The organism is Paenibacillus sp. cl6col (genome assembly GCF_900102125.1).
Taxonomy (GTDB): Bacteria; Bacillota; Bacilli; order Paenibacillales; family Paenibacillaceae; genus Paenibacillus_B; species Paenibacillus_B suaedae.
This window is the reverse complement of sequence record NZ_FNAZ01000005.1, coordinates 94,855-119,274: the sequence shown is the minus strand read 5'-3', so window position 1 is coordinate 119,274 and position 24,420 is coordinate 94,855. Positions and strand designations below refer to the sequence as shown.

Below are 24,420 nucleotides of genomic sequence, written 5' to 3'. Positions count from 1 at the left end.
TTTTACTATTTTAAATTTTGGGGAAACTTTTTCTTCGTGAAATTTTGAGTGAATATTTATCTGCCCCGAATAAAAAAAGACTTACTGGTTAGAGTAAATCTTTTTTGGCAATTTATTTAGGAAGACAGCCGGAATCTGCGCTTCTTCGCATGACGAAGTACAATCTCCGCTGCTTGCAGGCGATGCTCCGCATGTTCGGATTCCATCATCTCTTGCATGCGGCTCACTTAACCCGATCTCCGGTTCCAAGTCCGAATCATCAAACCACGGCTCACCAATTTCAACCTAAATTTCCCCTAAAGGAATCTCTTCTCATCTGCACTTAGACTTCGTTCAATATAAAAAAGCTGTCTCCTATGTAGTGATCCACTACAAGAAAACAGCCTTCGAACATCCTGCTCTTGAGGCGTAGCTTCATCATGCCGTACAATATCAGTTATCGTATACAGCAAGGCCTCGTCAAAATTGCGACTTACATACCCGCCATTCTGGGAAATACATATTCGTATCTCCTACATTCCCTAACCGTCGATTAACCGTTACTGAATAAGCCAGCTCTCCGCATCTTCCCGCGTTTCAAAGACCCCGAAATGATTGCTGCGATTGGATTCTCCCACCATTTCCTTAAAGCGGCCTCTATTCAACGATGGATCGGGAATGATGACAGCCGTCTTCACATGGTAGTTCGTAAACTTTTGAATCATTCTTCCCGCTACGCCCGTTCTAAGACTGAAGAACTCCCCCGCAAGAGCTTCCCCGTGTACCAGAAGCAGCTCAACATCATGTTCCTTGCACAAGGCAATCAAATCCACAGCATCCTGCTCCGTACTTAACTGCGTGTCGCTTGCAATCAATTCGAAATATGCCTTCGTTTCGTTTTCGACGAGTTTATAGTTCATAGTCATTCTCTCCTTCATTTGTTTTCTTGTCTTAAACTCCATGCGAATTCCCTGCACCCATTTCAGTTCATTGAGGTAGCTGGACAATAGATTCTCAGAAATTTTATTCCACAAAAAGGCTTCCCGCTCATTTCGATTCGGCTCTTGGAGTCCACGATTCATTTTTTCTTGCTGATAGACGAGCTGCATGTTGATCCTGTCCTCATACCGATCAAGCAGATCATCTAATTCCTCGTCGTCTAGTTGGTCTGCCCATGCCAATTGGATAAGGAATGTATTCTTAAGCTCGGGAAGTTCAGGTTCCTCAAGCACCCATTCTTTTAATCGGAGCATTCCCTCATCTGTAATGCTGTAAATTTTTTTGGATGGAGAACTTTCCTGATGCTTGATTTCGTTAGTGACTAGGCCATCATCCAATAGCTGAACAAGCGACTTATAGATTTGATTGTTATTGCCGGACCAATACATCGCTGATGAGTCCTCAAAAATCTTCTTCAATTCATATCCGGAAGCTGGCTTCCAGCTCAGAAGCCCCAGAATGGCATATTTGATCGACATCGAAAAACACCTCATTAGGTTACTTATAACATAGGTTAATAATAATCTATATTATTGATAATGTAAATACTGGATGGTTGATTAGATCAACAAAAGAAAAAATAGGGCTGCCCCATAATCACATCGGATGTGACGGGACAGCCCTACTATATTAAAAATTCCATATTCTAATTTTCATGCAACCTAAGATGGAAGCACACCCTGCTTCTTATGAACGACAAGCTTATAGCCCACGCCACGAATCGAATCAATCTGCACAGATTGTTGATTCATCTCCAGCTTCTTGCGAAGAGAGCTGACATGCACATCTACTGTCCGCTGTCCGCCAATATAGTCAAACCCCCATACGGCGTTCATCAGGTCATCTCTTGTTACTACGGTTCCAGGGCGCTGTACTAAATATAACAATACTTCAAATTCCTTAGGCCGCAGTGGAATGAGATCATTATGAAGCGTAACCTCATACTTCTCTGGATAAATCCGCAGATCGCCAAGTGCAATCATCTTGTCATCAGACTCTTCGGACAATGTCAATCCGGTTCCGTCACTCGATGTCCGTCTTAGCACCGCTCCCACTCTTGCCAACAGCTCTGCAACACCGAAAGGCTTCGTAATATAGTCATCAGCACCACACTTCAGACCTTGTACGACCTCTTCCTCCGCATTTCGAGCAGTTAGAACAATCACTGGGGTACGAATCCCTGCCTGTCTTACTCGCGACAATATTTCGAAACCGTTCATTCCCGGAAGCATAATATCTAGAACGATAAGATCAAATTTGCGATGGAGCGCCATCTGCAAGCCCTGAGTCCCATGATCGACAACCGTTGTCTCATACCCTTCCAAAGTCAGGTTGTAGGACAGCAGTCGCGCCAGTGTCGGTTCATCTTCAACTACCAATACTTTAATCTCTGACATAATCTTCCTCCGAAAGTCGAATCGATTATACGTAATCGTCTTTCTTCATCGTTTCTCAACATTATCGTAACATATATCATGTGATGTTGACCAAGCATTTTTTGAAAATGTTGAAAATTAATGAAAGGCAGCCGATCTCATCGCGTGGCCTACTTTACACTATTCGATAGCATCTGAATATCTTGCACGACTGGCAACTCGATCGTGAACGTCGTACCCACCCCAAGTTCACTGTCTACGCGAATTAATCCATGATGAGCATCAACGAGATGCTTCACGATGGACAAGCCTAGGCCAGTTCCTCCGGAACTGCGAGACCGTGCCTTATCAACACGATAGAACCGTTCAAATATGCGCGGCAAATCCTTCTTCGGAATACCGATGCCAGTATCGGATATAGTCAGACGAATCCACTCTGCTTCCCCGTTCTCGCTATGTTCAATCGGCATTGCTACAATTTTTACGTGACCGCCTTCTGGCGTGTAATTAATCGCATTCGACAAGAGATTCAGTACAATCTGACGGAAGCGATCCTCGTCAGCCTCTACATACATATCTTGTTCTGTACTCAGAAGAACATCTATTCGCTTCTTGTCAGCTTCCTTCTGGAGCATCTCCACCGTCTTCTCCAAGAACAGATCGACCTGAACCGGGGAATATTGCAGCGGCACCCGCTTCGACTCTATCTTAGACAGCTCCAATATATCGCCGATTAGGCGATTCAACCGCTCACTCTCATCATGGATGATCTGCAGGAACGACGTTGCTATCTCTGGGTCATTCATCGCGCCATTCATTAAGGTCTCCGCGAATCCCTTCACCGCAGCAATCGGTGTCTTCAATTCATGGGACACATTGGCCACGAATTCACTTCTCATTCGTTCAAGACGCCGAATTGTAGATACATCCTGCATGACAAGCAGTACACCTGCCCATTCATTATCTGTGAAGTAAACGGGTACTACACTCACATCAAGCAGACGTTCTTCTGGATAATACAGTGTAATTTCATCATGACTCGCTACTTTGCGTTCCAGCACCTCTGCAGTCATTTGCTGCATCTCATGTGGCGCTCGAACATCCTCGAAGGTACGTCCGATCCACTCGGTGCTCTTAATGCCAAATATATGCTCTGCCTTGCGATTCAACAGACCAACTTGGCCCTGAGCATCAATCATAACAATGCCATTAATCATATGTTCAAGCACTGCCTGAAGGCGGCTTTCCTTCTCGCGAATTTCCGACATTTGAACCTGCAGACTATCAGCCATCGCATTAATCGCAGAGCCCAGCTGCCCGATCTCATCTTTCCCGACAGATTGAGTTCGTGCCCGATAGTCCATCTGCGCGATACGCATCGCGACGCGGGTCATATTCTCAATTGGCCGTGTCATGTTATACGCTATTCGATAGCTGACAATAGCTGCGACAAGGAACAATAAAGCGAGCCCAATCGACAGATAAGCCCACAACTCTCGTACACTGCTCTCTACATCTGCCAGACTCATCGCTAAGCGTACGTAGCCATCGAAGTCTGGAGTATGAACAGGACTAGCAACATACAGCATATTTTGCCGAAGGGTATCGCTATAGCGAATTTTGGAGCCTAGTCCATCCTTCTTCGCAGCAGCGATCTCCTCTCTGTTCAAGTGATTATCCAACTCAGCTACTGGACGATCAGAATCTCCGACAACGGTTCCATCCTTCAGTATGAACGTAACCCTTGCGTCAGCACTATCATGAAGCTTGCGAGCCCAGTCTGTGTAGTAGCTGGCAAGCTCTTCGAAGCGGTTTCCCTGCTTCCAGACCAAGGTCTGTTCGATGAGCATAATTTCCCGGGACATATTTTGCTCAAGCTGCCGAATATGACTCGTCTTGAATGTAGATGCCATATAAATGCCCGCTGTTAGCACTGAAATACCGATAAGCAAGACAAACACAAAGGTCAACCTTGTGCGAAAACGTGACATGGTTCTACTCCTTCTCTCTGCTTCAATTCATTGTTGTTACTGTCTACGTATTAATCCTACTTATCCCTTTTCCGTTTGACCAGCAGAAAGTTTATTAATCTTTTGTAAAATCGCGTGATACACGGTGGCAGCTGGCTGCTGAATTAATATGGCGAGTACAACAGCAACGGCTGTTTCCGGCCCGAAGTACCTCATCGCTAGCACTAGACCAAGAGAGATATTGCGCATCCCTGAAGCGAAGCCCAATGTCCCCTGCATCGCAGTGCCGCTGCGCTTGAACATAAAGCTCAATCCCCAGCCTAGTGCATAACAGACGGCAACGAGCAGCAGCACGACGAAGAACAGCCCTATTGCCTCACTCCCCCATGCCCGCACATAGGGGCCAATCGCTGCTGCATTCAAGAGTACAACACCAACAAATGCAGCCTTCGATGCAGGCAGAAGCACGGGCGCAGCCGATGCCTTGGCCTTGCCTCCTGACCATTCATATATGCAAATGCCTGCTGCGGTTGGAACCACAATAATCCACAGCAAATCAAGCAGCATTGCCCATACATCGAATGCAATGGTAGCCCCGAACATCGCAGACAGCGATGCGGGAACAACGATGGGGCTAAGCAGTGAGTCCATGACCACTAGAGCCAACATCAGAGGGACAGATTCTCTCGCCATCTCCACCCACAGCACAGAAGATATCCCTAACGGGATAATCGTGAACAGAACGAGTCCAGCCGTATAAGATGATCCTCCACCGAACAGAAGCGTGCCTATCCCATAGGCTGCGATCGGTGAGATGATATGCGTCAGAATGAATACGGCCGCGAATAGAACCGGCTGCTGAAAGGCTCCCATCACATCACGGCGTCCACAACCTAGCCCCATAACGAAAGTAACAAGTCCGAACATCCACGGAACGTAGGGCACGAACGGAAGCAACGGCTCACTACAAAGAACCCCCAGCACCAAGCAGCTGGGGATAAGCAAGTACATATACCGTTCGAACCAATCGTTAACGATCAGACCGACATTACGATCGAACTTTATTTGTCGATTCATTAGAATACCGGAGCCTTGAACTGAGACAGCTTCTCAAGCGAACTCCGATCCACATCTGCATGCAAGCTGTTCCCATGGGAATCCATTGTAACGATTGCTGCAAATCCTTCTACGTCCAAATGCCACATCGCTTCTGGAATACCAAATTCCATATAGTCAACGCCATTTACACGCTTGATGCACTCTGCATAATATTGCGCAGCACCACCAATTGCATTCAAGTACACCCCGCCATGCTCCTGCAAGGCAGCCAGAGTCTTCGCTCCCATCCCGCCTTTGCCGATAACAGCACGGATGCCGAATTTCTTCATAATATCACCTTGGTAAGGCTCTTCGCGAATACTCGTCGTCGGACCAGCAGCCTTGACATGCCAGCCTTCCTCATCCTTCAGCATGACAGGACCGCAGTGGTAGATAACTGCCCCATTCAAATCAACCGGAGCATCATGATCCATCAAGTACTTATGAAGGGCGTCACGGCCAGTGTGCATCTCCCCATTTATAATGACAACATCGCCCACACGCAAGGAACGAATCGCTTCCTCCGTAATTGGAGTTGTCAGCACGACTTGACGACTCTCTCCTTGCTCAGAGGCAGCTGCGACTTGTCCAGAGTTCTCTGATTTCTGTGAAGCTGCCATAGCTACCTCTGTTCCGCGCTCATATATCCATTCGCGGATAGCTCCCGAATCGCTGTCGATAATCACGCCCTGACGACGGAATGCCCAGCAGTTGTACGCAACAGATACGAAGAAGCTTGCTGGAAGACGGTTCATCACGCCAATTTTACATCCGAGCAGGGTGACTTCACCGCCGAAGCCCATCGTTCCAATCCCGAGTTCGTTAGCTTTCTCCATAATATATTGTTCCAGCTGTGCCAAATCAGAATGAGGATTCACATCATCTGCCTTGCGGAACAGTTGATGCTTTGCAAGCTCGTATCCAGTCGTTCGGTCGCCACCGATGCCAACACCGATGAAGCCTGCACTGCAGCCCTGCCCTTGAGCTTGATAGACAGCATGCAGGATACACTTGCGAATGCCGTCCAGATCACGGCCTGCCTTGCCGAGCCCTTCCAATTCCGCAGGGAGGCTGTATTGAATGTTCTTATTCTCACATCCGCCACCCTTGAGAATCAGCTTCACTTCAATATCTTCACGTTCCCATTGCTCGAAGTGGATGACTGGCGTGCCCGGTCCTAAGTTATCTCCGCTGTTCGCTCCTGTTAAGGAATCAACTGAATTCGTACGAAGCTTGCCCTCTTTCGTTGCGCGGCTAATCGCTTCGCGAATGTCTTTCTTCATTTGGATTTGATTCGCTCCAATGGGTGTATGTACAATGAAGGTTGGCATGCCTGTGTCCTGACATATCGGCGACACATTTTTCTCAGCCATGGTGATATTCCGAGCGATTGTGCTCAAGGACAAGCCGGAACGCGTTGCAGCATCCTCTTGTGCCTGTGCCTCTTGTATCGCGCGCCTTACATCCCCTGGCAAATTTGTAGACGTTTCTACAATTAAATCGTACACACTCTGCAAAAATGATGTCATCATGAACTTGCTCCTCTCATCTCTAATCATCCCGGGAAATGAGTGTCCTTGATGCAGATCTCGGAAGCAACGGGAAGTAGTCATTGTTACAATTTCGTCAAATGAGTTCCAATGCTATTATAATATCACAAGGCGTGCACCTAATCGAAGCATTTTCCACGCCTATCTCCTGCGACAATCCGCAGTCAACTGATTGCTGCAATTGTAGAGCGTCTAGATAACCCCCTGAAAGGAAGGAACCTATGAGTACAACTGAGAATTCAACAACCAAACCCCATCATTTTCTCGCCTATATGTACCGGCTCAAGCATATCGAACGCTGGAGTCTAATGCGAAATACAGACAAAGAGAATGTTGCGGAGCATACCTTCCATGTTGCCATGACTACCCATATGCTGTGCACGATTGCTAATGAGGTGTTCCATAAACAAGTAGACACCGGGCAAGCTGTAGCATTGGCCTTATTTCATGATGCTACCGAAGTATTTACAGGCGACATTCCTACTCCTGTCAAGCACCACAACAGCCGACTGCTGAACAATTTCCGTGAAATTGAACAGTTGGCCGCCGAACGCTTGGTCGGCATGATTCCTCCCGAACTGCAAAGCATCTACACGCCCCTCATAGATCCCCAAGGAGATCATGAGTTGCGGAGTTATGTGAAGGCAGCCGATCTACTGGATGCCTACGTTAAATGCATCAGTGAGCTAGCTGCAGGCAATCGCGAGTTCGAAGTCGCCAAGCGCCAGACGGAACAGAAGCTGAAGCAGCTGAATATGCCAGAGGTACAATATTTCCTGACTACGCTCGCTCCGAGCTTCAACATGACTTTGGATGAAATATCTCTATCGGATGAAGAAGAGCATACCTAAGAGCTGATGTCATAGACACATATGTGAAGTCGAGTATGAATTCATGTGTTTGTTACAATAATGGAAATACCAACACCACAGATTGATTTCATAGAAAGGAAGTCATGAATGCCTATTTTTAATCCTACTCTCGTTCACCGCATCTTCCGAGCAACATGGGTGCTACTGATCATTGCTTCGTTTACAGCGGTATTCTATTTCGGTTTTTCGATCATTTGCCCGTTTCTGATTGCCTGGCTGCTTGCTTACATGATGAATCCAATCGTTCGTTTTTTGGAGAAGCGTTGGAAGTTCCGCCGTGGATTCGCCGTGATGACGGCCCTACTGCTCTTCGCAGCCATCATCGCAGGAATTCTGTACCTATTCACGACGAAGATCATTTCCGAATCATGGCATATTATGGGGATCGTACAGAATCAGATTGTGGAATGGAGAATACAGGCTGAAGCTTATTTCTATTCTGCGGAGTTCCAGCATTTTCTCACCGACATGAATGATACATTCAACTTTGCAGATTTGAAATCATCGCTGTCAAAATACACAGGAACGATTGCTAGCGGAGGCACGTTAATTGTCACCTACTTGTTTCATTTCTTGAAAGCTACCGTCTTATTCCTGCCTAAGCTTGCGGTCATCACAGTCATTGTCTTGGTAGCTACATTCTTAATCAGCAAACAGTGGAATACGATTTCATCCAAAAGCACCACACTCATTCCTGAACGGGTACGCCGCTCTCTTGGCGTCGTGACAAGTGATTTGCAGAACGCCGTGTTCGGATATATTAAGGGCCATATTATTCTCTCCAGTATTACCGCATTTGTCTTCTTTCTTGGCTTGCTTGTACTCGGAGTAGAATATGCATTCACCATCGCCCTTATTGGCGGCATTGTAGACCTGATCCCATTAGTCGGCATCCCTGCTATCGTTGTGCCATGGGCTGTATTCGCCTATGTTGAAGGAAATGTATTTTTAGGAACAGGACTGCTCATTATGTGGCCTATTATTCTCGTTACTCGGCACGCCTTTGAACCGAAAGTATACGGGGACAGCATTGGACTGAATCCGCTTCTGCTTCTCATTTTTCTTTATGGTGGTTTGAAGCTGTTTGGCGTACCCGGCATCATTATTGGTATCCTCGCCCTCGTCGTGCTTACTGCGTTGCAGAAAGCTCATGTGTTCCGGGATGTATGGCGCTATATTATGACCGGCTCCTTTTTCAGTAAAGAAGACGATCAGGCTGTATCACTCATCGATTAGTTTAGAATCTTAGACCAACCATAGCGACATTCAAAAAAATCGCCCGGCTAGACGTAAGTCTGACCGGGCGATTCTATTATCCTGCCGTTACCGTAATGAACTTATAGCTATAAACCATCAGAAGCACGATGACGATGAACAATACGAAGATAAGCGTACTGAAAGTGCGAACCTTGCCTGTAGCTGCTGCATCCGCTTTACCGTTTTTTGCGGACTGCACCGCAAGCTTAATTTGCTTGCCCATGATGCCACTAAATGCAGCAATCGCTAGGAAGACAACCGTTGTCAATACCATCCAGAGCACACTGTACTTCGCTTGGCTCATGAGATAACCGCCTGTAATGAACTGAACGATTAAGAAATACTGTCCCAGACGATTCGCCGTTCCCACGCCCACGAGCAGCCCCTCTTGTCCTGCTGTAGACAGCTTGTTTAATTTCCCTACGATAAATGGAACAATGGCATAGAACCCCATTGCTACTGCACCTAAAATGTGCAAAAGACTAAAGGCACTGTACATGAAATACATTCCCTCCATAGACATGATATGGTTCAATCTTCGTTCCATTATACTAAAATTTACTTACTAACACAAAGAAAGACACCGAAATATTCGATGTCTTTCTTGATATTTCTATGAGATTTGTCACAATGTTCATAAATAATGGAATCATTGCATTATACACGTTCTCCAGCGACCACTTGAATAACGTTGCGGACGGATTCGGCCGACTTATCCAGTGCAGCCTTCTCTTCTGGCGTCAGTTCGATCTCGATCACTTTCTCTATACCATCTCCACCGAGTACAGCCAGTACGCCCATAAATAACGCGTCATAACCGTATTCACCTTCGAGGTATGCGATGACCGGGAGAATCCGTTTTTTGTCTTTCAAAATGGCTTCTGCCATTTGCACGATGGAAGCAGCTGGTGCGTAGTAAGCACTTCCGTTGCCAAGCAAATTGACAATCTCACCGCCGCCTACACGTGTACGCTGTACGATTTCCGCAATGCGTTCTTGTGGAATGAGGCTCTCAATCGGTACTCCGCCTGCGCTCGTATAACGAACGAGCGGCACCATATCATCCCCATGTCCTCCAAGCACGACGCCGCGCACATCTTCAACGGATACGTTCAACTCTGCTGCAATGAATGTGCAGTAGCGAGCGGTATCCAGAACGCCGGATTGGCCGATTACGCGATTTTTAGGGAATCCAAGTGCTTCAAAAGCAGCAAATGTCATTGCATCTACCGGATTACTCAAAATAATCACGTAGGCATTCGGGCAATAAGCTTTCACATTCTCACATACCGACTTCACAATGCTCGCGTTCGTAGTCACCAAATCATCACGGCTCATACCAGGCTTGCGAGCTATCCCTGCTGTAATGATGACGATATCGGAATCTTGCGTGTCTTCATAGTTCGATGTTCCTGTAATTCGGCTGTCAAAGCCTTGAACCGGGCCAGCCTCCAACATATCAAGCGCCTTGCCCTTCGTCGGATTCTCCAACTGAGGAATATCTACTAATACAACATCTCCAAGTTCTTTCTGAGCCAACATAAGAGCAGTTGTCGCTCCAGTGAAACCAGCACCAACGACTGTGATCTTGTTGCGTCGAATAGCCATTCGGATTCGACCTCCTAGTTCAAATGATTGATGATGTGGTCAGCAAACTCCGAGCATTTTACTTCTGTCGCGTTTTCCATCAGACGCGCGAAATCATAAGTGACAGTCTTGCTGTTAATGGCGTTTGCCATGCCTTTATAGATGAGGTCTGCAGCTTCCTGCCAGCCAAGATGCTCAAGCATCATAACACCAGACAGAATAACAGAACCTGGGTTTACTACGTCTTTATCTGCATATTTCGGAGCAGTTCCGTGCGTTGCTTCGAAGATCGCATGTCCTGTCACATAGTTGATGTTCGCTCCAGGTGCGATGCCGATGCCGCCAACTTGAGCAGCCAATGCATCAGACAAATAGTCGCCGTTCAAGTTCAATGTCGCGATGACATCGAATTCCTTCGGACGAGTCAATACTTGCTGCAATGCGATATCTGCAATTGCATCCTTAATGATGACCTTGCCAGCCGCTTCAGCTTCTGCTTGCGCCTTGTTAGCCGCTTCCGTGCCTTCAGCCTCTTTGATACGGTCATATTGTCCCCAAGTGAATGTGTGCTCTGCGAATTCTTGTTCCGCCACTTCATAGCCCCAGTTCTTGAACGCACCCTCGGTGAACTTCATAATGTTCCCCTTGTGTACGATCGTCACGCTCTTGCGGTTATGCTTGATCGCATATTCGATCGCAGCACGGACAAGACGCTTGGAGCCATCGGAGGATACAGGCTTAATGCCGATACCTGATGTCTCAGGGAAGCGGATCTTCTTCACTCCCATTTCTTCTTGGAGGAATTGAATCACTTTCTTCACGTCTTCCGATCCGGAAGCATACTCGATGCCAGCGTAAATGTCTTCCGTATTCTCACGGAAAATAACCATATCAACCAGCTCAGGATGCTTAACAGGAGAAGGAACACCATCGAAATAACGTACTGGACGCAAGCACACGTACAGATCAAGCTCTTGGCGAAGTGCAACGTTCAGAGAGCGAATGCCGCCGCCGATTGGCGTCGTCAATGGACCTTTAATCGCTACAATGTACTCGCGAATGGCTTCCAGCGTATCATTCGGCAGCCATTCACCGTATTCATTGAATGCCTTCTCGCCAGCGAATACTTCATACCATGCAAGTTTGCGTTCGCCGTTGTATGCCTTCTCAACAGCTGCATCCAATACACGCTTGGATGCGCGCCAAATATCACGACCTGTGCCATCCCCTTCAATGAACGGGATAATTGGATGAACAGGAACTTGAAGCTTGCCATCCTCAATCTTAATTTTCTCGCCTTCGGTTGGTGGTGCAAATTTGTCCAATTGAATCACAGATGTTCCTCCTTCAATTTCATTGTCACACAAACAGCTAACGGGAGCTACTCTTCTATTGTAGCAACCCGTCAATTTGTAAGACAACCTATGTTTTCAAAAACTTCTACATTTATCTCAATTGAGTTGATAATTACCGTTCTTGAATCGGGATAAATAACTGACTGGATGGGCCTGTATACTCTGCACGCGGTCGAATGATACGGTTATTGTCCAACTGCTCCAAAATGTGCGCTGTCCAGCCGGATACGCGGCTGATTGCAAAGATTGGCGTGAACAAGTCTCTCGGAATGCCCAGCATGGTATAGACAGATGCTGAATAGAAGTCAACGTTCGGCTTCAGTCCCTTCTGTCCAGTAACGAGAGACTCAATGCGTGTCGACATATCATACAGCTTCATATCTTGACACGCTTCTCCAAGCTCACGGGACATCTTCTGCAGATGCTTCGCCCGAGGATCCCCGTTCTTATACACACGGTGTCCGAAGCCCATAATCTTCTCCTTGTTGTCAAGCTTGGACTGAATATAATCATCAACACGATCAAGGTCAGCAATCTCCTCCAGCATCACCATAACCGCTTCATTGGCTCCCCCATGCAGCGGCCCCTTCAGCGCGCCGATTGCCGATACAACACCGGAGTACATATCCGACAAGGTGGCAACCGTAACCCGGGCAGCGAATGTAGAGGCGTTCAGTTCATGATCCGCATGAAGGACAAGCGCCTTGTCCATAGCAGATACAGCGCTATCGGAAGGCTCCTCGCCAGTTAACATATATAGGAAATTATAAGCGATGGAATGACCCGGTTTCGGAGAAATCGGCTCCTTCCCTGCACGAACGCGTGCAAAAGCCGCGACCACAGTTGGTAGCTGTGCTTGCAGCGCAATGGCTTTATGTACATTAGCGTCATGCCCCGTGTCATTCGCTTGCTCATCATACAGAGCCAATGCAGAAATCGCAGTTCGGAGAACAGCCATCGTATTCGCGTCTGACGGATACAATTTCATTTGTTCAACAACGGCTGAAGGAATTGCAGCGCTCTTCTCCAGACGAGTGCGTAACTCCGAAAGTTCCTCTTGATTTGGCAGCTTGCCGAACCACAATAAATGAACAACTTCTTCGAATGTCGTATGATCGGCCAAATCGTCGATATTATAACCGCGGTATGTTAGCACACCATCGATGATTGAGCTAATAGAAGAAGTCGTTGCAACTATGCCTTCCAAACCTTTCGTTGCTGTCATCTGCCCTCTCTCCTTTGCATATGTAACCTAATACCATCCCATCTTTCTTTTCCCTGTGTTATCTCGATGTGTTTCGAAGTATTCCGCCCCGGAAAAAAAGGCAAGTTTTTCTATTAAGATGATAATGGATAATGTCGGAAATGTGAACGGTTTCAGTTGAAAAATATGGATAGAAATGCTTTATCAGAGGTATAAACGTTTTTTAAACACCTTGAAATCATTGAGGATAAAAAGAAAAAATCAAGGAAATTGGGTATGGCGCATAGCATATAGAGAGGGTCGTCCTCCCAGATCGGACGTGCTGGGAAACCGAGGATTTACAGTAGGATTCATGGAGGTGATTGAGATCATGGAGCAGCACATCATCAAGCGTATTCTTCGCGGAGGGTGGGTATTGACCGTTGGTATACTTATACTCTTATCCTGCTATCTATTAGTCCCCCTGCTCTATCCGTTTCTCATTGCCTGGCTGATCGCTCTAATGCTCAATCCCGTTGTTGAGTGGATGTCAGAACAGTTCCGCATGCCGCGCTGGCTAAGTGTTACGATATGCTTGACCCTGTTCATTACGTCGATGCTAACGGTTGCGGCAGCGGTAGTTACGCGTGTGGTGAGAGAGGTTTATAATCTGTCTAATTCTATGGATCATTTTCTCCGTCTATGGAGGGAATTCTTTATTCAGCTGTTCGAAAATGATAAGGTTCGCACATTTCTTGAAACGCTTGGCTCCTTATACAAAGATAATCCAAATCTTCAAGGCTCGATCAACAGTAACTTATCGAGCACTGCAGAAAAGATAACGACAGTGATCACCAACTTCATCACCTCTTTTCTGGATGCGATCGTCCGTCTCTTGTCCAGTCTTCCAAATGTGGCATCCATTTCAATCATCATTCTCTTATCCGCCTTCTTCATAAGCAAGGACTGGTCGCGTTGGATGGGCATCCCTGCACGTGCCATGCCTGCCTCCATTAATCAATCCATGCGTACGATCTGGGGCGATCTGAAGCAGGCCCTATTCGGTTACTTGCGAGCCCAGTTATTTCTGATTTCCATTACGATGTTCATCATTACAACAGGACTCATTGTTCTGCGCGTGGATTATGCAATCACCATAGGCCTTCTCGTCGGCATTATCGATTTGCTGCCGTACCTTGGTGTCGGTGCTGTCATGATTCCATGGATTGTATACTGCTTTGCCGTTGACCAAGGTTCGCTTGGCATCGGCTTACTTATCGTATATGCCATCGTCCTGCTCACGAGGCAGATTATGGAGCCGAAGGTACTGGCGTCAACAGTCGGTCTTGATCCGCTCCTCATGCTAATTGCCATGTTCGTCGGCATGCAGTTGTTCGGCTTCCTCGGACTTATTGTCGGTCCCGTTTCCCTCGTTCTGCTGTCTGCCATGAAGCGAGCAAATGTCTTTCTGGATTTACAGACGTATATTATCAGCGGCAGAAAATAAAAAACGCACTGTTCAAATGTACACAAAAACGCCCGCCACATGGTTCTTCACCATTCAGCGGGCGTGTATATTTCAAGTTTAGAAACGGCGGAAATAAATAAAATTTCCGTCCTTCATCTTTTTCTCCAACCACTTAAGCAGATAGTGCCGATAGATCGGTCTAGTCAGCGGAAATACAAGTGTGAAGCCAATAATATCCGTAAAGAATCCCGGTGTAAGCAGTAAGATTCCTCCTGCAAGAATACATAGGCCTTCTACCGCAGAACGTCCTGGAATTTGCCCTGCCTGCATCTGCTTCTGAGCTTCTGCCAACACTTGATTCCCTTCGTAGCGCGCAATTACTGCTCCGATAACCCCGGTAAGCAATATCAACAGGAACGTATTCCAGCCCCCTACCCAGTTGCTCATCAGTACGAAACCGTACACTTCCAGTGCAGGAATTAATGTCAGAGTAATGAGTACCCATACCATCGGATTCAAGAACCATTCCCTCCCTTGCATAATGACTTATGCATTGCATCTTGCATTACAATCATGCAACTCTCATGGATGACATTCTAAGTAGAATCATTCCCATCCATCTCTTGAAATGGAGAAATCAACATCCTTCATACTGAAGATGAATTAAGAGGTCGGGCGCATTCGCTCCAGCAATGACCATACATCTTCCGCTTCCCGCTCAAGACGAATAGGCCGCCAATCCGCATTCAGCCAAGCAAGAGTAGTTGTTCCTTCCACGAGCAGCTTGCCGGATGGCTTAGAGACCCAGCCTGCTTCAGGCAGGCCTGTGTCTGTACCGCCCTCTATCCTGCATACTTGTGACTCAAATGTCAACCGGAGAGGCGACAGCTGCATCAAGCGAGTATATACCATCACTCGATCATCATAGTATGCGGGACGCTTGAACTTCACCTGCAAATCGACCACAGGGAGCAGCAGCCCTCTTGCTTCAAGATCCCGATAGTTCATACCGAGAGCTCGGATCCATTCCGTTCTTCCGACTTCGAACCACGTCACATAGTTGCCATGGAATACGACATTCATTCGATCTGTCTCTTGATAGCGAACACGCAGCGGATAACCAAACCATACCGATTGATCTTCTTCCCTAACGTCATGATACATCTTCATTCCTCCTCCATTGTAGCGCATTCGAGGGTACGTTCACAAATACAGCAAGAGCAATGGTTCAACCATTGCTCTTGTCTGGTATTGCTTCTATATTCAATTGGATAGGCCTATTCTTATTAGCAACGGCCTTGTCCGATTTGGCTTACTTTAACAAGGTTTGTAGAACCTGCACAGCTTGTAGGAACACCAGCTGTGATCACAACCAAGTCGCCTTCTGCAACGATGCCTGTCTTCACGCCGCCTGCAACAGCAACGTCGAACATTTCGTCTGTAGAAGTAGCTTGATCGACTTTAACTGGAGTAACACCCCAAGTCAAGGACAAACCACGCATTACTTGCTCAGAAGGAGTCACAGCGATGATTGGAGCTTTCGGACGGTATTTGGATACCATACGCGCTGTGTAGCCTGTTTGTGTAGAGCTGATGATTGCCTTTGCATCCAGATCAAGAGCTGTGTTAGCAACTGCTTGGCTGATTGCATCAGTAACTGTAGCTTGCTGTCTCGAGCTTTGTTTTACCAAGATTTCACGGTATTCAAGCGCAGATTCAGCTTTTTCAGCGATACGGGACATTGTCAATACGGATTCAACTGGGTATTTACCAGCAGCTGTTTCACCGGACAACATGATTGCATCCGTACCGTCGAAGATTGCGTTTGCTACGTCACTTGCTTCCGCACGTGTAGGACGTGGGTTGCGTTGCATGGAATCAAGCATTTGTGTAGCTGTGATAACTGGCTTGCCAGCCAAGTTGCACTTCTCGATCATACGCTTCTGAACGAGTGGAACTTCTTCAGCTGGAATTTCAACGCCAAGGTCACCACGAGCAACCATCAAGCCGTCAGACGCTTCCAGGATTGCATCCAGGTTGTCTACGCCTTCTTGGTTTTCGATTTTGGAAATGATTTGGATATGAGTTGCATTGTGCTTCTCAAGCAATTCACGAATTTCCAAAACGTCTTGCTCTTTACGGACGAACGAAGCAGCGATGAAATCAACGCCTTGCTCGATACCGAAGCGGATGTCGTTCGCGTCTTTTTCTGTAATACCTGGCAAGGAAATTTTCACACCAGGAACGTTAACGCCTTTTTTGCTCTTGATTGTGCCGCCGTTAACGATTTTACATTTGATTTCTGTACCTTGAATCTCAACAACCGTCAAACCAACGAGGCCGTCATCGATCAAGATTGTGGAACCGACTTCAACGTCACGAGGCAAGTTCTCGTAAGTTACGGAGATGCGGTCTTTATCGCCAAGGATTTCTTCTGTTGTCAATGTGATGAACTCGTCTTCAACGAGGTCAACGGAGTCAACAGCAAGCTTACCTGTACGAATTTCAGGGCCTTTCGTATCAAGGAGAATTGCAACCGTTTTGTTCAACTCTTGGGATGCTTGACGAATGTTTTTGATTCGGTTGCCATGCTCTTCAAAATCACCATGTGAAAAATTGAGACGAGCAACGTTCATGCCAGCCATGATCAATTTTTTAGTGTTCTCTAAAGATTCGCTGGAAGGACCGATAGTACAGACGATTTTTGTTTTACGCATATGGGCTTCCTCCAATTATGTGTGTCTCTCTGTATCTCTATATTGTATTGCTAAAAACAAGGCTCTCAACTATCTAATTTACTATACTCAATAAAATTTGTATATGAAGATAATCATATTTATAAGTTTTACCAGTGAACGATGTTTTAAGTCAATTGACTCATGAAAACCGTGTCATCCCAGTCAGGACGCGGGATTAAGGACACAGACGCCACTGAACTTATCCGTGCTGCAGAATGCCGAACTCGCCAATATTGCGAAATTTGTCATATCTATCTTCGCGAAGCTGCTCTGGGGACATCCCCATCAGCTCGGTCAGATGACGCCAGAGCGCATCTTTCATGTTGGCGGAGGCCGCTTCAACATCCTTATGCGCACCGCCTTGAGGCTCTGGAATGATCTCCTCGATAACATTGAGTTCCTTCAGGTCAGAAGCTGTAATCTTCATCGCTTCTGCTGCTTGGTCGGCTTTGGACGCATCCTTCCAGAGGATAGATGCAGCACCGTTCGGGGAAATGCATGAATAGATTGCATTCTCCAACATAAGAACTCGGTTGCCTACGCCGAGCGCGAGCGCGCCGCCGCTTCCACCTTCACCGATGACGACGCAAATAATTGGCACGCCGAACATGGCCATATCCCGCAAATTGCGTGCAATAGCTTCCGATTGTCCTCGTTCCTCAGCTGTATTGCCTGGATATGCACCCTTCGTATCGATGAATGTAATGATCGGACGACCGAACTTGTCCGCTTGATGCATGAGCCTAAGTGCCTTACGGAAGCCTTCTGGATGCGGGCTGCCAAAGAATCTTGCAATGTTGTCCTTAGTATCCTTGCCCCGCTGATGTCCGATTACCGTTACCGGCACCCCGTTCAGTCGCGCCAATCCGCCCACAATAGCAAGATCGTTGCCGAACAGTCGGTCACCATGAAGCTCAATGAAATCAGTGAATATATGCTGGACAAAATCCAGTGTGGTTGGTCGCTGTTGGTGTCTCGCCAAGTGCATTTTCTGCGATGGGGAGATGCTAGCATAGATCTCTGCCGCTAGCTTGGCGTAACGCTCCTCCAACCGGGCGATTTCTTCAGTAAAGTCAATTTGCTTCTCGTCGCCGAACCGTTTTAATTCAGCAATCTTCTGCTTCAACTCCACCAAAGGTTGCTCGAACGGAAGTTCATTCGCCATGAGCTACATCCCCTTTCACCGTATGCAGATCGATAAGTTTCGCCAACGTGGACTTCATGTCCTTGCGCTGCACGACCAGATCAATTTGTCCATGCTTCTGATTGAATTCAGCCGTTTGGAATTCTTCCGGAAGCTTCTGACGAATCGTCTGCTCGATTACGAGACGGCCAGCAAAGCCTACTCTTGCCCCAGGCTCAGCTATAATGATGTCGCCAAGCATAGCGAAGCTTGCAGACACTCCACCCATAGTCGGATCCGTGAATACCGAAATATAGAACCCGCCTGCTTCATGGAATTTCCCAAGCGCTGCACTTGTCTTGGCCATCTGCATCAGACTCAAGATGCTCTCCTGCATTCTTGCGCCGCCAGATGTAGAGAAGATGACTAACGGATATTGTTTCTGCATAGCAGTTTCAATAGCTCGTGTAATTTTTTCTCCTGTTGCCGAACCCATGCTGCCAGTGAAGAAATCGAAGCTCATCACAGCTACGACAACCGGAAATCCTCCAATTGTCCCCTCGCCCGTAATAACAGCTTCATCCATGCCGGATTTCGCTCTTTGCTGTTCCAGCTTGTCCTTATATTCTGGAAAAGCAAGCGGATCTGCGGATACGATATCCGCATCATATTCAAAAAATCGGCCTTCATCCAAAGTCATCTCAATGCGCTCCCTTGCATTCAAGCGCATATGATGCCCGCATTGCGTACATACCTTCAGGTTTTTCTCCAGCTCTTTATGATATTGAATCGAGCCACATTTTGGACATTTATTCATCAAACCTTCGGGTATTTCGCGTTTGGGACGGTCATCGTGTACAGATCCGGACGGCACCGTTGCGTACTTTTTCTTTTGAAATAAGTCTTTAAACACCCGATACACCTCTTTAGGCGTGATTTCTCCAGTTGAAATACAGGACATCATCCTATTGCTTCATACTAGAGATTGTCCTAACCATAGACAACAAAAATCGGCTGTTTGAACGATAACATCGTCATTCATCAGCCGCATCATGCATGCAAGATCGAATTAAGCACTTCCTGAACCTCTTCAACTTCTCCGGAAGGCACTAGAATTTCAAACTGTTGTTTAGACAGATGGATTGGACGGATCTGAATAAGGAATCCTTCCTCGGTCAGCTTGCGCTGAATCTTATCTGCTAAATTGGCAGTCGGTGCGATGTAGATAACAGTCCACACGCGCGATTGACCCCCCTAACGTTCCAGAAACGGCTCATATAATGCCATTATGATATCATAATTGTCAATTTCATCGCAACAAATTCCAACAGACTTGCTGCAATGCGCTGCCTAATAAGCAACGATGAACCAGCGCCAAGCCTTATCCTATCTCGGCTATTCGTATTCTTTAAGAATTTGCATTCTTATCGTCAAGCTTGCAGGCTCCACCCTCGCCATACTGCTGAGCACGCTTATCGTGATGGGCAATTCTAGCTGACGCAGCAGCAGCTAATCCGGCTACAATATCATCTAGAAAAACATGAATTCGCGTACGATCCGAATTGAGCTGATGAATGATGCCAAGCTTGGCCTTATCCAAGTATCCGAAGCTGGTGAGGCCGATCATTCCATATACGCTCGTAATGCCAAGAGCAAGTGTCTCATCAACACCATACAAGGATTCATCCGTCTCCATAATCGCTTGAAGCGGCTCCGGCAGCAGCTTCTGCTCGGCAAGCAAATCCAATGCAATGCCTGTAATGAGCGTATATTGAACTTCGCGCTTGCGAGTTACGGCTCGTACGCTGTCCAGACAATCCTCCAGCGTCAACGCTGCATTGTATGGCTGCTGAAGATGGAGCACAATCTCCGCGATGGATTCAAGTGATACGCCGCGCTTAACAAGCCATTGTTCCGCCATATTGAATGTCATGGCGTCCCCTCCCTTCGCCCCTTCAACTTTACCTACCCGTGAATAGGGCGTATGACCACTCTATGCGGGATGATAAGGAATTGTGCTACTTGCGGGAGGAGATTCGATCCCTGACAATTGTTATTTGACGCGTACGGTTCCAGCACCGAACATTGATTCGATCCGCTTGAACAGATCCGGCGACGGCTTCAGCGAATACGCCTCGCTAAGCGCCCGCAATTGCTGTTCTCGCTCATAGAACAATACAGTCGGCAGCGGCCCTGGCTGCGACTTCAAGAGTTCCTTCAGCTGTTGCAGCAGGTCTGACCGCTCATGATCGGCTGTAATCTTAATATATACTCGCTGTCGCTGTGGTTGGCGCCCACTCGCTCTGGAAGCAGGAGCTTCGGTTCCCCCACCCTGTGCTGTGTTCCGCAGACGAGCTGCGGATGAACTCCTATCCGTCCTATCCGCAGACATGCTGCCCGCATCTCGGTTCATGTCGACAGCTGCTTCAGCACCAGGTTGTATGTTGACCGCTGCCTCTCGGTGATTCGCGCTTCGTCCAGACGGTTGTTCGCCGGCTATACGCGACTGAGAAGCTTGCCCACCACGCGTCTCAGAGGAGCGTCTGCGATGGGCAGCACGCTTCGTCAACGCAGCAATCGCATGGGGCTCAAGCGGTACAACCTCGTCAGCAAGCAGCTTATAGCCTTCATCCTGACGCTGCACCTTCGCCCGCAGCGCAATCAATGCTCCCTTCCCAATCAACGGCTCTGATCGGCGCCACACTTCGGGGAACAGCACCACTTCAGCCCGCTCGATTCGATCCTCAATTTCAATGAATGCCATCGGCTTGCCCTTCTTCGTCATTATCGTTCGAAGCGACACGACCATCCCGGCAACGGTACACTCACTCTCGTCCGGCACCTCATGCAAATCAACAAGCCGATCCGTCTCGGAGGACTCCAGCAGCTGTGCATGGTCATCCAGCGGATGACCGGATAAGTATAATCCGAGCAGCTCGCGCTCCAGCTCCAGCTGCTCTGCCATAGCGAACGGCGGTATATTCGGATAATCAATCGTCCAATTGTTTACTTCGACGAAGCCGAACAATTGAATTTGAAGATCCTCTCTTTCCTTACGCCATTTCGCAGCCGCATCCAAGGCCTCATCCAGCATGGCCAATAGCTGTGCCCGATGACCTGGAAGTGAATCGAATGCCCCCGCTTGAATAAGCGATTCAATGACTCTGCGATTGCACACCCGAAGATCAACTCGCTGACAGAAATCGAGCAAATCTGCAAATGGCTTCTCCTGTCGCTGTTTCAATATGCTCTCTATCGCAAGCGTACCCACATTCTTAATCGCGCCAAGGCCGAAGCGAATTGCGCCATCAACGGGCGTAAAGCGAACATAGCTTTCATTAACATCCGGAGGCGATACCGTTATGCCTATTCTTCGACAATCTTCAATGTACTCTGCAATCTTCCGATGGCTTCCCATATTCGCTGTCAGCATGGACGCCATAAATTCTGTCGGATAGTGAGCCTTCAAATAGGCAGTTTGGAAGGCTAGCACGCCGTATGCAGCTGCGTGAGCCCGTGGGAATCCATAATCAGCGAAGCGAACGATCATATCGTACACCCGATTTGCTTCCACTTCCGTATACCCTTGATTCAGACTGCCTTCTACGAAATGACACCGCTCTTGATCAAGCACTTCCCGCTTCTTCTTCGAGACCGCGCGCCGCAGCAAATCCGCTTCTCCAAGAGAGAAGCCTGCCATTCTGGAGGCGATATGCATAATCTGCTCTTGATAGACAATAATCCCGTACGTATCCTGCAGGATTGGCTTCAGATCGGGATGGGGATATTCGACAGCTTTCAACCCATGCTTGCTATGAATATAGTTCGGGATGAACTCCATTGGACCCGGACGATACAACGCAAGCACGGATACGATATCTTCAAATACAGATGGCTTCAGTTCTCGCAGAACACGCCGTACGCCAGCTGATTCAAGCTGGAACAACCCTGTCGTATCCCCTCGGCACAACAGTTCATAGGTCGCCTCATCCGCATCATCAATCATGCCTAAATCAAGCGGTTCATCGCCGCGAAGATTGACCCATTCTAAGGTTCGTTCAATAATCGACAAAGTTCGCAAGCCGAGGAAATCCATCTTCAGCAAGCCGATCGATTCTAAATTTTCCATCGAGTATTGGGTGAGAGCAATATTTTCGGTTCCTGCCTGCAGGGGGACATAATGCGTTAACGGCTCCTCACTGATGACAACACCTGCTGCATGGGTTGATGCGTGGCGCGGCATGCCTTCTACCTTAGACGCCATATCAATAAGCTCGCGTATGCGCGAATCACGTTCTCTCCAACTGCTTAGCTCGCTGCTTGCCCGCAATGCCTTCTCAAGCGTGACTCCGAGTTGATTCGGAATCAGCTTCGCTACCCGATCCGTATCGTTATAAGGCACATTCAATGCCCTGCCGACATCCCGCACCGCTGCCCGCGCAGCCATCGTACCGAACGTAATAATCTGCGCCACGCGGTCATGGCCATACTTATTCGCAACATAAGCAATAACCTCATCACGCCGCTCATCGTTGAAGTCGATATCGATATCGGGCATCGTCACCCGTTCCGGATTCAAAAATCGCTCGAACAATAAATGATACTTGAGCGGATCGACATTCGTAATCCGCAAGCAATATGCCACAAGACTACCCGCTGACGAGCCCCGTCCGGGACCTGTCATAATGCCTTGTTCATGGGAGAAGCGAATGAAATCCCACACGATGAGGAAGTAATCAGAGAATCCCATATTCTCAATCGTATTCAGCTCATAGACAAGCCTCTCTCTCGCCTCTCGCTGGAAGGCTTCATCCTGCCATTCCGGCAGTGCTTGATAGCGACTCGTCAGCCCCTCTTCGCACAATTGCCGCACATACTGTCCTGCATTCATGCCTTCAGGGAGCGGATGATAGGCGGGAAGGACATGCCCTCCGAAGTCCAGCGTCACATTGCACTGCTCCGCAATACGAGCCGTATTCGCAACCGCTTCCGGGACATGACGGAACAATGTCGTCATCTCTTCCTGCGACTTAAAGTACATCTGGTCGGTATGCATGCGCATCCGCCCCTCATCCTCAACCGACTTCCCCGTACCTATGCAAATAAGGACATCCTGCATCGCTGCATCTTCCTGCTGCAAATAGTGCACATCATTCGTTGCAACGAGCGGAACGCCCGTCTGCTCACTTAAAGCTATAAGGCCAATGTTAACCTTCTTCTGTTCCGGAAGGCCATGATCCTGCAGCTCAATATAAAATCCATCACGGAAAATATCCTTATATCGTTCAACCGCGCTGCGCGCTGCCTCTTCATTGCCGTGAAGCACATGCTGCGACACCTCGCCGCCAAGGCAGGCGCTTAGCGCGATTATCCCATCTGCGTATTTGCGGAGCGTATCCATATCGACACGAGGCTTATAATGAAATCCCTCCAAGTGCCCTACCGAGCAAATCTTCATCAAATTGCGGTATCCCTGCTCATTCTTCGCCAGCAATATGAAATGATAAATAGGCTGTTCCTTGCGCGATACCTTCTCCTGGAGCGCTCCTGTCGTTACATACGCTTCCACGCCAATAATGGGTTTAATGCCATGCGATATACATGCTTTATAGAAAGGAATGATTCCGTACATCACCCCATGATCCGTGAGGGCTAGCGCCTTCATTCCGCATGCGGCTGCTCGTGCAGCAAGCGCTTCAATACGCGCTGCTCCGTCGAGCAAGCTGTATTCACTATGCACGTGCAAATGCACGAACTGATCCATACCATTCACTCCTTCAACCTGCCATGTTATACGAACATATTTTCGTCTCTTATTGTATCATAATTCCGCCAGCAAGTCCTATACATGTACAAAGGGCAATT

20 protein-coding genes are annotated in these 24,420 nt (G+C 47.7%); 3 read left to right on the top strand and 17 right to left on the bottom strand.

Translation table 11 applies throughout. From position 1 onward, the window contains the following. Positions 1–539 precede the first annotated feature (539 nt). The 5 genes from BLS15_RS14850 to BLS15_RS14830 all read right to left on the bottom strand — a co-directional run bounded on the left by BLS15_RS14850 (position 540) and on the right by BLS15_RS14830 (position 6,951). Positions 540–1,457: a PadR family transcriptional regulator gene (locus BLS15_RS14850; RefSeq protein WP_021252149.1), complete on the bottom strand. Its 918-nt coding sequence runs from the start codon at positions 1,455–1,457 to the stop codon at positions 540–542. Between the two features lie 183 nt (positions 1,458–1,640). Next, positions 1,641–2,375 carry a response regulator transcription factor gene (locus BLS15_RS14845; RefSeq protein ID WP_021252150.1) on the bottom strand — a complete coding sequence of 245 codons (735 nt, stop codon included), beginning with the start codon at positions 2,373–2,375 and terminating at the stop codon, positions 1,641–1,643. Between the two features lie 149 nt (positions 2,376–2,524). Next, a complete protein-coding gene (pnpS, locus tag BLS15_RS14840; RefSeq protein ID WP_021252151.1) occupies positions 2,525–4,345 on the bottom strand; it encodes a two-component system histidine kinase PnpS in 1,821 nt (606 codons plus the stop codon). A gap of 60 nt (positions 4,346–4,405) precedes the next feature. Then, positions 4,406–5,401 (bottom strand): bile acid:sodium symporter family protein, encoded by a 996-nt coding sequence (locus BLS15_RS14835; protein WP_021252152.1) that lies wholly within the window; start codon positions 5,399–5,401, stop codon positions 4,406–4,408. Continuing rightward, positions 5,401–6,951, bottom strand: a complete 1,551-nt coding sequence (locus tag BLS15_RS14830; RefSeq protein WP_021252153.1) for a fumarate hydratase — start codon at positions 6,949–6,951, stop codon at positions 5,401–5,403. Before BLS15_RS14830 ends, BLS15_RS14835 begins: the two co-directional genes overlap by 1 nt. A gap of 242 nt (positions 6,952–7,193) precedes the next feature. Between BLS15_RS14830 and yfbR the strand changes: the two genes are divergently transcribed. Then, on the top strand, positions 7,194–7,823 hold the full coding sequence (yfbR, locus tag BLS15_RS14825; protein WP_021252154.1) for a 5'-deoxynucleotidase: 630 nt from the start codon (positions 7,194–7,196) through the stop codon (positions 7,821–7,823). Between the two features lie 108 nt (positions 7,824–7,931). Beyond that, entirely contained in the window at positions 7,932–9,080 is a 1,149-nt protein-coding gene (gene ytvI, locus BLS15_RS14820) for a sporulation integral membrane protein YtvI (protein ID WP_090512265.1), read from the top strand. A gap of 76 nt (positions 9,081–9,156) precedes the next feature. On the opposite strand, the gene BLS15_RS14815 is transcribed toward ytvI (BLS15_RS14820), so the two are convergent. From BLS15_RS14815 to citZ, 4 genes are all read right to left on the bottom strand, one after another. Next, positions 9,157–9,600, bottom strand: a complete 444-nt coding sequence (locus tag BLS15_RS14815; RefSeq protein WP_090512260.1) for a hypothetical protein — start codon at positions 9,598–9,600, stop codon at positions 9,157–9,159. Positions 9,601–9,758: 158 nt separating this feature from the next. Further along, entirely contained in the window at positions 9,759–10,709 is a 951-nt protein-coding gene (mdh, locus tag BLS15_RS14810) for a malate dehydrogenase (RefSeq protein ID WP_021258996.1), read from the bottom strand. 14 nt (positions 10,710–10,723) lie between these two features. Further along, positions 10,724–12,022: an NADP-dependent isocitrate dehydrogenase gene (icd, locus tag BLS15_RS14805; RefSeq protein WP_021252158.1), complete on the bottom strand. Its 1,299-nt coding sequence runs from the start codon at positions 12,020–12,022 to the stop codon at positions 10,724–10,726. 133 nt (positions 12,023–12,155) lie between these two features. After that, a complete protein-coding gene (gene citZ / locus BLS15_RS14800; RefSeq protein WP_072731473.1) occupies positions 12,156–13,268 on the bottom strand; it encodes a citrate synthase in 1,113 nt (370 codons plus the stop codon). 349 nt (positions 13,269–13,617) lie between these two features. Between citZ and ytvI (BLS15_RS14795) the strand changes: the two genes are divergently transcribed. Beyond that, positions 13,618–14,733, top strand: coding sequence for a sporulation integral membrane protein YtvI (gene ytvI, locus BLS15_RS14795; protein ID WP_021252160.1), 1,116 nt, complete (start codon positions 13,618–13,620; stop codon positions 14,731–14,733). 78 nt (positions 14,734–14,811) lie between these two features. Here ytvI (BLS15_RS14795) and BLS15_RS14790 read toward each other — a convergent pair whose 3' ends face one another. From BLS15_RS14790 to BLS15_RS14755, 8 genes are all read right to left on the bottom strand, one after another. Continuing rightward, positions 14,812–15,204, bottom strand: a complete 393-nt coding sequence (locus BLS15_RS14790; protein WP_036590083.1) for an FxsA family protein — start codon at positions 15,202–15,204, stop codon at positions 14,812–14,814. A gap of 153 nt (positions 15,205–15,357) precedes the next feature. After that, positions 15,358–15,858, bottom strand: a complete 501-nt coding sequence (locus BLS15_RS14785) for an acyl-CoA thioesterase (protein ID WP_090512254.1) — start codon at positions 15,856–15,858, stop codon at positions 15,358–15,360. A 122-nt stretch (positions 15,859–15,980) separates the two neighbouring features. Next, complete coding sequence (gene pyk / locus BLS15_RS14780; RefSeq protein WP_021252163.1) at positions 15,981–17,411, bottom strand: pyruvate kinase; 1,431 nt, start codon at positions 17,409–17,411, stop codon at positions 15,981–15,983. Between the two features lie 220 nt (positions 17,412–17,631). Next, a complete protein-coding gene (locus tag BLS15_RS14775; RefSeq protein ID WP_021252164.1) occupies positions 17,632–18,597 on the bottom strand; it encodes an acetyl-CoA carboxylase carboxyltransferase subunit alpha in 966 nt (321 codons plus the stop codon). Then, a complete protein-coding gene (gene accD / locus BLS15_RS14770; protein WP_021259003.1) occupies positions 18,587–19,468 on the bottom strand; it encodes an acetyl-CoA carboxylase, carboxyltransferase subunit beta in 882 nt (293 codons plus the stop codon). Before accD ends, BLS15_RS14775 begins: the two co-directional genes overlap by 11 nt. A gap of 137 nt (positions 19,469–19,605) precedes the next feature. After that, a complete protein-coding gene (locus BLS15_RS14765; protein ID WP_021252166.1) occupies positions 19,606–19,794 on the bottom strand; it encodes a hypothetical protein in 189 nt (62 codons plus the stop codon). A gap of 169 nt (positions 19,795–19,963) precedes the next feature. Next, positions 19,964–20,488, bottom strand: a complete 525-nt coding sequence (locus BLS15_RS14760) for a phosphatidylglycerophosphatase A family protein (RefSeq protein WP_090512249.1) — start codon at positions 20,486–20,488, stop codon at positions 19,964–19,966. 120 nt (positions 20,489–20,608) lie between these two features. Beyond that, a complete protein-coding gene (locus BLS15_RS14755; protein WP_090512245.1) occupies positions 20,609–24,319 on the bottom strand; it encodes a DNA polymerase III subunit alpha in 3,711 nt (1,236 codons plus the stop codon). Between the last annotated feature and the right edge of the window lie 101 nt (positions 24,320–24,420).

Coding starts and splice junctions, on each gene's coding strand:
- BLS15_RS14775 (WP_021252164.1), bottom strand. CDS start 18,597: ATGGCGAATGAACTTCCGTTCGAGCAACCTTTGGTGGAGTTGAAGCAG.
- ytvI (WP_021252160.1), top strand. CDS start 13,618: ATGGAGCAGCACATCATCAAGCGTATTCTTCGCGGAGGGTGGGTATTG.
- yfbR (WP_021252154.1), top strand. CDS start 7,194: ATGAGTACAACTGAGAATTCAACAACCAAACCCCATCATTTTCTCGCC.
- BLS15_RS14790 (WP_036590083.1), bottom strand. CDS start 15,204: ATGGTATGGGTACTCATTACTCTGACATTAATTCCTGCACTGGAAGTG.
- BLS15_RS14760 (WP_090512249.1), bottom strand. CDS start 20,488: ATGACATTCAATATGGCGGAACAATGGCTTGTTAAGCGCGGCGTATCA.
- BLS15_RS14835 (WP_021252152.1), bottom strand. CDS start 5,401: ATGAATCGACAAATAAAGTTCGATCGTAATGTCGGTCTGATCGTTAAC.
- BLS15_RS14785 (WP_090512254.1), bottom strand. CDS start 15,858: ATGTATCATGACGTTAGGGAAGAAGATCAATCGGTATGGTTTGGTTAT.
- BLS15_RS14815 (WP_090512260.1), bottom strand. CDS start 9,600: ATGTACAGTGCCTTTAGTCTTTTGCACATTTTAGGTGCAGTAGCAATG.
- ytvI (WP_090512265.1), top strand. CDS start 7,932: ATGCCTATTTTTAATCCTACTCTCGTTCACCGCATCTTCCGAGCAACA.
- pyk (WP_021252163.1), bottom strand. CDS start 17,411: ATGCGTAAAACAAAAATCGTCTGTACTATCGGTCCTTCCAGCGAATCT.
- mdh (WP_021258996.1), bottom strand. CDS start 10,709: ATGGCTATTCGACGCAACAAGATCACAGTCGTTGGTGCTGGTTTCACT.
- BLS15_RS14830 (WP_021252153.1), bottom strand. CDS start 6,951: ATGACATCATTTTTGCAGAGTGTGTACGATTTAATTGTAGAAACGTCT.
- pnpS (WP_021252151.1), bottom strand. CDS start 4,345: ATGTCACGTTTTCGCACAAGGTTGACCTTTGTGTTTGTCTTGCTTATC.
- BLS15_RS14845 (WP_021252150.1), bottom strand. CDS start 2,375: ATGTCAGAGATTAAAGTATTGGTAGTTGAAGATGAACCGACACTGGCG.
- citZ (WP_072731473.1), bottom strand. CDS start 13,268: ATGACAGCAACGAAAGGTTTGGAAGGCATAGTTGCAACGACTTCTTCT.
- BLS15_RS14850 (WP_021252149.1), bottom strand. CDS start 1,457: ATGTCGATCAAATATGCCATTCTGGGGCTTCTGAGCTGGAAGCCAGCT.
- BLS15_RS14755 (WP_090512245.1), bottom strand. CDS start 24,319: ATGGATCAGTTCGTGCATTTGCACGTGCATAGTGAATACAGCTTGCTC.